The organism is Anaerolineales bacterium (assembly GCA_022866145.1).
GTDB lineage: Bacteria > Chloroflexota > Anaerolineae > Anaerolineales > E44-bin32 > PFL42.
The window spans coordinates 1-5,111 of record JALHUE010000385.1; the positions used below are offsets into that span (position 1 = coordinate 1).

6 protein-coding genes are annotated in these 5,111 nt (G+C 65.8%); 4 read left to right on the top strand and 2 right to left on the bottom strand.

Going from position 1 to position 5,111, the window contains the following annotated elements; all coding sequences use genetic code 11:
• Positions 1 to 364: 364 nt before the first annotated feature.
• Positions 365 to 1,069, top strand: coding sequence for a Type 1 glutamine amidotransferase-like domain-containing protein (locus tag MUO23_11645; protein ID MCJ7513609.1), 705 nt, complete (start codon positions 365 to 367; stop codon positions 1,067 to 1,069).
• Positions 1,070 to 1,374: 305 nt separating this feature from the next.
• Here the strand turns inward: MUO23_11645 and MUO23_11650 are convergent, their stop codons facing one another.
• Together MUO23_11650 and MUO23_11655 are read right to left on the bottom strand one after the other, a co-directional pair.
• Positions 1,375 to 2,748, bottom strand: coding sequence for a HAMP domain-containing histidine kinase (locus tag MUO23_11650; GenBank protein MCJ7513610.1), 1,374 nt, complete (start codon positions 2,746 to 2,748; stop codon positions 1,375 to 1,377).
• The gene (locus tag MUO23_11655) at positions 2,741 to 3,424 is read right to left on the bottom strand and encodes a response regulator transcription factor (GenBank protein ID MCJ7513611.1); all 684 of its coding nucleotides are present in this window, start codon (positions 3,422 to 3,424) and stop codon (positions 2,741 to 2,743) included. Before MUO23_11655 ends, MUO23_11650 begins: the two co-directional genes overlap by 8 nt.
• A gap of 411 nt (positions 3,425 to 3,835) precedes the next feature.
• Between MUO23_11655 and MUO23_11660 the strand changes: the two genes are divergently transcribed.
• The 3 genes from MUO23_11660 to MUO23_11670 all read left to right on the top strand — a co-directional run.
• Positions 3,836 to 4,381, top strand: coding sequence for a PepSY domain-containing protein (locus MUO23_11660; protein ID MCJ7513612.1), 546 nt, complete (start codon positions 3,836 to 3,838; stop codon positions 4,379 to 4,381).
• Between the two features lie 27 nt (positions 4,382 to 4,408).
• Positions 4,409 to 4,783 carry a hypothetical protein gene (locus MUO23_11665; GenBank protein ID MCJ7513613.1) on the top strand — a complete coding sequence of 125 codons (375 nt, stop codon included), beginning with the start codon at positions 4,409 to 4,411 and terminating at the stop codon, positions 4,781 to 4,783.
• Between the two features lie 20 nt (positions 4,784 to 4,803).
• The coding region (locus MUO23_11670; GenBank protein MCJ7513614.1) for an FAD:protein FMN transferase at positions 4,804 to 5,111 on the top strand (308 nt) is incomplete at its 3' end.

Sequence of the window (5,111 nt, forward strand, 5' to 3'; positions counted from 1 at the left end):
ATCATGCTGACGGATGCCGCCAAGGTGCTGCCGAGCCCTCCGCAGGTGCGGGACGTGGCCGAGATCCTTGCGGCTCGGCTGCCTGCGTAGTCGAAGACAGCCGTCCGGTGCTTGGCCGCAGCTCGTGCACCGGTCAAGGCAAACACGATCTACCCCCGGGGGAAGCGTTCGAGACTGACCCCGAAGCCACGCAGGCGAGGAGCGGCATAGGATTGGAGAGAATCGAGTGAAGCCCGAACCGGGCATCTACCCGTTCAGCGTGTGACAAGGGTCATCTTGGAGAACCAAGAAGCATTGCGGTGGCACGTGATTCGCCAAGAGGCATTGGGGTAGGCTTCTGGAGGCGAGATGGAATGGGGGCGCAATGAGTGACGGCGGATGCCTGGCACTGGTGGGGAGCGGGGAGTTCCTCGAGCCGATGAGGCCGGTCGACCGACAGCTGCTCGAGCGCTGCGGGGGTTCGCGGGTCGTCGTCCTGCCGACGGCGTCGGCTCCCGATCGTGCGGGAGTGCCGCAGCGCTGGATGGACCTGGGTGTGGCCCACTTTCGTGCCCTGGGCGCACAGGCGGAGGGTGTGCTCGCCTTGAGGCGGGAAGACTGCGATCTGGCCGAGTACGCCGATGCCGTGGGCCAGGCGAACCTGGTGTACTTCTCCGGCGGGAAGCCAGACTACCTATTCCAGACGCTTGAGCGCACGGCGCTGTGGCAGGCTGCCCTCCGCGTCCTGGCCGGCGGCGGCGTGCTGGCAGGATGCTCGGCGGGCGCCATGATTCTGGGTAGTCATATCCCGGATGTCGACAGCTTCCCGCGCCTTGTGCGTTGGGGCCCGGGCTTCGGCCTGGTCCCCGAGGCTCTGGTCATCCCCCACTTCGACGAGATCCCGTCAGCCCTGGCGTCGCTCGCTTACCGACTGCGCCCTCGTGGCTCGTACCTGATCGGCGTCGAGGGCGGGACGGCACTGGTGGGGAAGGACAGAGGCTGGCAGGTGCTGGGCTCGGGCGCCGTGACCGTTCGGCGCGGACAGCGCGCCGAACGGATTGGCCCGGGCCAGTCCGTCGAACTACCTTGATGCGAGCCCGCCGGGGAGATTCCTCGGCCGGGCCAGGGACTGGCCGAGACCGTTGCAGGCGAGGATGGCCAGTATAGAGAGGGTCAGGAGGATCGCCGGCCGGGCTCGAGACGCAGGGCGAATGCAGGCCTCGACGATCGTCGGGTGAAGTGGATTCACGCCTCGCCAAGATCCGAGCCCAATCCACTCGCATTGCCCGCCTCGACGTGCAGGCCGGACGTGGTCAGCCGATTGGCGGCGTCCCCTTGGGATACCTGGGAAATGCAATTGGGGTCTAGGACGGGAAGCCAGGCCCTGATCGCGCTTCAGCCGCGAAGGAGTTCAATCCGGGCCAGTGTGCCTGCCCCAGGGGCGTTCTCCAGGCTGATCGTCCCGCCTTGGGCTTCGATCAGCCCCTTGGCGATCGCCAGGCCCAGGCCGCTGCCTGTCTCTGACCCCTTGAGGTTCGAGTGGTAGAACCGCTCAAAGACATGCGGCAGGTCCTGCGGATCGATGCCCGGACCGGTGTCCAGCACCTCGACCCGCACCCGGTTGCCGACAGACTGGGCCTGCAGTACAACCCGTCCGCCGGGTGGCGTGTGTCGTAGGGCGTTGTCGAGCAGGATCAGCAGAACCTGCCGGAACCGGGTGGGATCCCCTTGAACAACCAACGCATCCCCCAGCTGGTGGGAAAGCGTGACGCCCCCTCGCTCTGCCACGCGTCCGACCGTGCGCTGGATCTCGGCCGCAAGATCGCCCAAATCGATTCTGTCGCGTTCGAGTTGCAGGCGACCGGCATCCAGGCGGGAGAGCAGCAGCAGGTCGTCCACCAGCGTGGCCATGTGGTCGACTTCGGAGAGGATATCGCCCAGGAGCGGTCGGCGGTTGTCGTCGGCGGGCAGGCCCCGCTGGGCGACCTCGGCCGAAGCCCGCATCAAAGTCAAGGGGGCACGGAGCTCGTGGCTGGCGTTGGCGACGAATGCCTGCTGCTTCTCCCAGGCCTGCTCCGCCGGGATCAGGGACTTCCCGGCCAGCCACCAGCTGCCTGCCGCCAGGACCAGTGCCCCCACACCTCCCAAGATAGCGAGCATGCGCAGCAACCCGTCCAATACCCGCTGCTGGTCATCGAGGGCGCGCCCGACCTGGATCACCTGCGGGGGCCCGGTCGATGGCAGGCTGAACGTGAGCAGGCGGACGGGAGAGCTATCCTCCAATTCGATCGTGCGCAGGTCCGTGCCGGTCTTCAGTGCGGCTTCGGCTGCAGGGGCATACGGCGCGCTCAGAGGCAAATTGCGGTTTACCGCCACTGGGCGGAGCATCTGGCTGGCCGAGGATATGACAAACACTGGCGCAAGATCGGCGTCATAAGAGTCCAGGTCGAACGGGCTCTCTTCGAGGGCTTCGTCTTCCGTTTCATTCCCGATTTCGCTTGCCTCGGGCGGCGTCGCGACGACTGCGCCGCCCTGCACCAAGACCCCGCTGCGTGCCACCCACTGCTGGCCGACATCCTTCAAGTCCTCGGGAAGCGGGAAGCCCTGCCACTGCAGCTGTTGCGCCAGGCGGTAGCGCAGGGCCAGGTCGTTGTGGGCCTGGAATTCCCGCTTGACCGCCTGGTAAGTTCCTACGGCGAGGATGGCGATCAGGAGTAGCGAAGCCAGGATGTACAGGAACGTGAGCCGTAAGCGAAGACTCCTAAACACGATCCCGCTCCAACCTGTAGCCGACACCTCGGATCGTCTGGAGAGGATCGGCGGCACCCGGCCGGTCCAACTTCTGCCTGAGATAGGAAACGTAGACGTCCACCAGGCTGGGCTGGACCTCGGCCTTGTACGACCAGACGTAGTCCAGGATCTGCTGGCGTGTCAATGTCTGATCCGGGTGACGCATGAAGCATTCGAGCAGCTTCCACTCGGTGGTGGTGAGATCCAGGGGCTTGTCTCCGCGGCGAGCCACGTGGGCCCGCTGGTCAAGCACGAGCTCGCCGAGGCGCAGCTCCCAGGCATCCGTGGACTCGGATGTAAACCGCCGGCCTAGGGCCCGCACGCGCGCCAGCAGCTCGTCGAATTCGAAGGGTTTGACCATGTAGTCATCGGCGCCGCTGTCCAGCCCGGCCACGCGATCCTCGATTTGGCCGCGTGCGGTCAAGAGCAGGATGGCGATGGGCAGGTGCGCCGCTCGCAGGGAGCGGCAGATGGAAGGGCCGTCTCGCCCGGGAAGCATCCAATCCACGATCGCTACCTGATCCATGCCGCGCAGGGCGAGCTCCAGGCCGGTCTCGCCGTCGTGGGCGACGTCGACGTCAAGTCCTTCCTCGGTCAGGACCTGCTCCATCAGGCGCGCAAGGCGCTGGTCATCTTCAATGACAAGGACTCGCATCCGACCTCCTCCGGAATTCTGGGGCCGATGGGATGGAGGAAGATTGGAGACACCCCAGCGATTCTCCAAGGGGACTCCAAGAGAACGGCCCCCCCGCCACCGGGGCCAGGTGACTTCGGCGAAATCGCGGAGCGGGAACAGCGTTTTCCAAGGTGCCCACCCCGAGAAGGCCCGGTTCGACCGCGCCTCTATCCCGGACTTCCCCTGATTCTCTGGCCATAACCGGTGTCTGCTCCACAGGCCTGCCGCCCAGCCCGCGGCGGTCGGTTGCGGCGGCCCGGCTCGGGCAGGGGAGAGATTGGGAAATCCTTGAAGATTCTGCCCGCCGGATCAAGGGATTGTCAAGCTCCAACTGGCAGACTTCTGACAGCTTGCCAGAACCATTGTGGCACACAATCGAAGGAGGAAGACATGATCCGCAAGAATGCACTGCTTATGGCTTCGGCGCTGACCGCTTTCGTGCTCGTCATGGTCGGCGGAATCGCCGGTCGCCTCTCGAATGTGGCTTCGGCGGAAGAGTCCCAGCCGTCGACCCCTGCAGCGGTCCTTGATGATGCGGCGCTGGCTGCGTTGCTGCAGGAACGCGAAGGTGTCTATCGGGACATGATCGACCAGGCCAATCAGTTGCTGGCAGCGACGGCAACCGCCCCGGCTGCGCCCACCTTCCCCATCAACGCCGACACGGCCGTGGCCATTGTGCTCACCACCGTCCGCGGCGGGTCGCTGGAGAAGCCGCCTGAGCTTGTTGACTATATGGGTGCCGCTGCCTATGAGGTTTCCCTGACCCAGGGGCTGGTGTACGTTGACGCCAACACCGGCAAGATCCTGGCGAACGGCGCCATCCCGCAGGTTGTAGTCGTGGGAGACAATGCTGGTGGCAACGGCGGAGGCGGCCAGGGTCATTCGGGCGACTATGATGACCAGCACGAAGAAGAGGATAGTGGCGGCGATGACTGAGTCGGCGCCGAGCAGGAGGTGGCCAAGATGAGCGAACGCAAGCCAGGATCCAAACGCCCATCCGGCGTGACCGAGGTCAAGCTGCTGATCACAACCGGCACCCTAGCGGTGAGCTTGCTCGGCTGGGCGGCCCTGGCCGTGCGCAGTGAAGCCTCCGGGTCGGTCGACCCTGTGGAAGCCAGCCCGCCCGCCGTCCCACCCTCGCTGGCCTTCCTGATGGAGCCACTGCCGACGGTCGTTGTTCCGGAATCGTTGGCAGGGACGATCGGATCGCCGGCGGCCTCGCCGGGGCTGCGTACGGTCGATGCTCCGCCCCCGGTGCAGGTCATCACCATCACCAAGCCGTCGAGCGGCGGACGGTCGAGCGGCGGCGGTTCCGGCCGCACCCAGTCGTCAAAGTGATGGACACGCAGCTTGAACCGATGGTTGAGGTACGCATGCGGGGCGGACTGGCGTCCTGGGAAGTTGCCCTTCCACCAGACCGGGGCGGGGAAATCGATGCCCCGCTGGAAGCTGACTGCAACCCGCAGGTGTCTTTCCGGGCGATGGGTTGCGCCATCCGAGTAGAGCTCGAGACCGAAGACCGGGGCGCATCCCGTCGCCTGAGCCAGGTGGCTGGCTGGTTCGAGACCTGGGAATCCCGGCTCAGCCGCTTCCGCCCGGAGAGCGAGTTGAGCCAGCTGAATGCGCGTGCGGGTGAGGTCATCCCTGTCAGCCCGATGATGTGGCA